Annotated in this window: 2 protein-coding genes; one reads left to right on the forward strand and one right to left on the reverse strand. The window is 72.5% G+C overall.

What is annotated here, in order from left to right; genetic code table 11:
• Positions 1–167: 167 nt before the first annotated feature.
• Positions 168–1169, reverse strand: coding sequence for an isopenicillin N synthase family dioxygenase (locus ACFV7Q_RS32935; RefSeq protein ID WP_385434197.1), 1002 nt, complete (start codon positions 1167–1169; stop codon positions 168–170).
• A gap of 313 nt (positions 1170–1482) precedes the next feature.
• Here ACFV7Q_RS32935 and prfB point away from each other — a divergent pair, with 313 nt between their 5' ends.
• On the forward strand, positions 1483–2601 hold the full coding sequence (prfB, locus tag ACFV7Q_RS32940) for a peptide chain release factor 2 (protein WP_385434199.1): 1119 nt from the start codon (positions 1483–1485) through the stop codon (positions 2599–2601).
• Positions 2602–2736 lie beyond the last annotated feature (135 nt).

The raw sequence follows: 2736 nt of genomic DNA on the forward strand, positions 1-2736 counted from the left end.
GGCCCCCCGCCCCGGGGCCGGGCCGGGGGCCTGCGCCTTTCGGGGGGTCCCGCCCCCGCCCCTGGGCACCCCGACCGCCGGCGCGGGCGGGGGGACCGGGCCCCGCCGGCGTTCGAGCGGGCCGGGACGGAGGCGAGCCGGGGCCGCGGGGGCGGCGCGCGGCGGGGTTACGCCGCGACCAGCTCCGGGTGCCAGCGCCGGGCCACCGCGGGGTGGGCCCGGACCCAGCCCTTCAGCTCGTTGCGCCCGTACTCCGCGTGCAGCGGGTTCGACGCGTCGTGCAGCACACCGGGGGCGTGCTTCAGGTACTCGCCCGGCACCGTGTCGACGACGGCGTCCAGCCGCGGGTTGTAGAAGAACGGCACCGAGAACCGCTCGACCGCACCCGGTGGGCTGACCACCCGGTGGTCGGTCGCGGTCAGGTAGCCCTCCGTGGCGATCTCCAGCAGCTCGCCCAGGTTGACCACGAACGCGCCCGGCATCGGCGGCACGGCCACGTACCCGCCGTCCTTGACCACCTGGAGGCCGCCCACGGAGTCCTGCAGCAGCAGGGTCAGGAAGCCGTAGTCCTTGTGGGCGCCGACGCCCTGGTCCGCGCCGGACGGCGCGGACCCGGGGTAGCGGATCAGCTTCGTGTGCAGGTGCGGCCGGTCGGCGAAGGCGTCGTCGAAGAAGTCGTGCGGCGCGCCGATCGAGGTCAGCAGCTCCTGCAGCAGCCGGTGGGCCACCGAGGCCAGCCGGGACTGCCAGTCCAGGACCACGGTCCGCAGCTCCGGCAGGGCGGCCGGCCACTGGTTCGGGCCCTCCAACCACAGGTACGCCGGGTCGCCCGGCTCCAGGACCGGCGCCGGGCGCTCCGCGCCGACGTCCAGCTGGTCCCGCCAGTCGGAGGCCCCGCCGGTCAGCTCGTGGCCGATGCGGGTGTAGCCGCGGAAGTGCGGCGAGTTCAGGTTGCTGACGGCGAGCCTGTCGGCCTCCGGTAGGGCGAAGAACGCCCTGGTCACGTCGAGTATCCGAGCGCTCTCCGCCTCGGTGATGCCGTGCCCGGTGAGGTGCAGGAATCCGGTGTCCCGGGCCGCGGCGTGCAGCGCCTTCAGGAAGTCGGCCCGCTGGGCCGGGTCGTCGGCCTGGGAGAGATCGATGACGGGGAGGGAGTGCGCGGACGGCATGACGGCTCCATTTCGGATGTCACGGGGTCCTGTTCCCCTGAGATGTCGGGGCAGCGGAGGGGGAGGGCCTCCGGCAGGGGTGGCGCCGGGGCCGCGTGAGCCGCGTACAGGACCAAGTCGGATCGGGGTGGATCAGGCTTGAGAACGGTCCGGCGGCTGACAGCTCGTCGTCGTGACACGCATGTGGTCCACATGGCGGCGCTTGACGAGGAGGAGAGTCATACCGTGAGCGTACGCCCGTATTGCCCTTCATCAGAACGGGTGAACCGGACTGGCCGGACAGGGCCGCCCGCGGACCGGCTACGCTGGACCCGTGGCAGTCGTCGACGTATCCGAAGAGCTGAAGTCCCTCTCCTCGACCATGGGGTCGATCGAGGCCGTCCTGGACCTCGACAAGCTGAGGGCAGACATCGCCGTGCTCGAGGAGCAGGCAGCGGCCCCGTCCCTGTGGGACGACCCGGAGGCTGCCCAGAAGATCACGAGCAGGCTTTCCCACCTCCAGGCCGAGGTCCGCAAGACCGAGACGCTGCGGGGCCGCATCGACGACCTCGCCGTCCTCTTCGAGCTGGCCGAGGAGATGGACGACCCGGACACCCGCGCCGAGGCGGAGGTCGAGCTGGTCGCCGTCCGCAAGGCGCTGGAGGAGATGGAGGTCCGCACCCTCCTGTCCGGCGAGTACGACGAGCGCGAGGCGCTGGTCAACATCCGGGCCGAGGCCGGCGGCGTGGACGCCTCCGACTTCGCCGAGCGCCTCCAGCGCATGTACCTGCGCTGGGCCGAGCGCCACGGCTACTCCACGGAGGTCTACGAGACCTCGTACGCGGAAGAGGCCGGCATCAAGTCGACCACCTTCGTCGTCAAGGCGCCCTACGCCTACGGCACCCTCTCCGTCGAGCAGGGCACGCACCGCCTGGTGCGCATCTCGCCCTTCGACAACCAGGGCCGCCGCCAGACCTCCTTCGCCGGCGTCGAGGTGCTGCCGGTCGTCGAGCAGTCCGACCACGTCGAGATCGACGAGACCGAGCTGCGCGTCGACGTCTACCGCGCCTCGGGCCCCGGCGGCCAGGGCGTCAACACGACCGACTCGGCGGTGCGCATCACGCACATCCCGACCGGCATCGTCGTGTCCTGCCAGAACGAGCGCTCGCAGATCCAGAACAAGGCCAGCGCCATGAACGTCCTCCAGGCCAAGCTGCTGGAGCGGCGCCGCCAGGAGGAGCAGGCCAAGATGGACGCCCTCAAGGGCGACGGCGGCAACTCGTGGGGCAACCAGATGCGCTCCTACGTCCTGCACCCCTACCAGATGGTCAAGGACCTGCGGACGGAGTTCGAGGTCGGCAACCCGCAGTCGGTGCTCGACGGCGAGATCGACGGCTTCCTGGAGGCCGGCATCCGCTGGCGCAAGAAGACGGAGCAGGGCCAGGACGCCTGAGTCCTCCGGTCCGGCCGGCCCCGCGGACGCGGGGGCGGCCGTGACACCGCGGCGGCGGCCGTGACACGACGCGGGCGGGGGGCGGGCCACCCTAGGTGTTGGGGGCCCCCCCCCCGTGCCCGCCGGGTTGGCGGG

The sequence above is a fragment of the Streptomyces sp. NPDC059851 genome, assembly GCF_042732005.1.
Classification (GTDB): Bacteria; Actinomycetota; Actinomycetes; order Streptomycetales; family Streptomycetaceae; genus Streptomyces.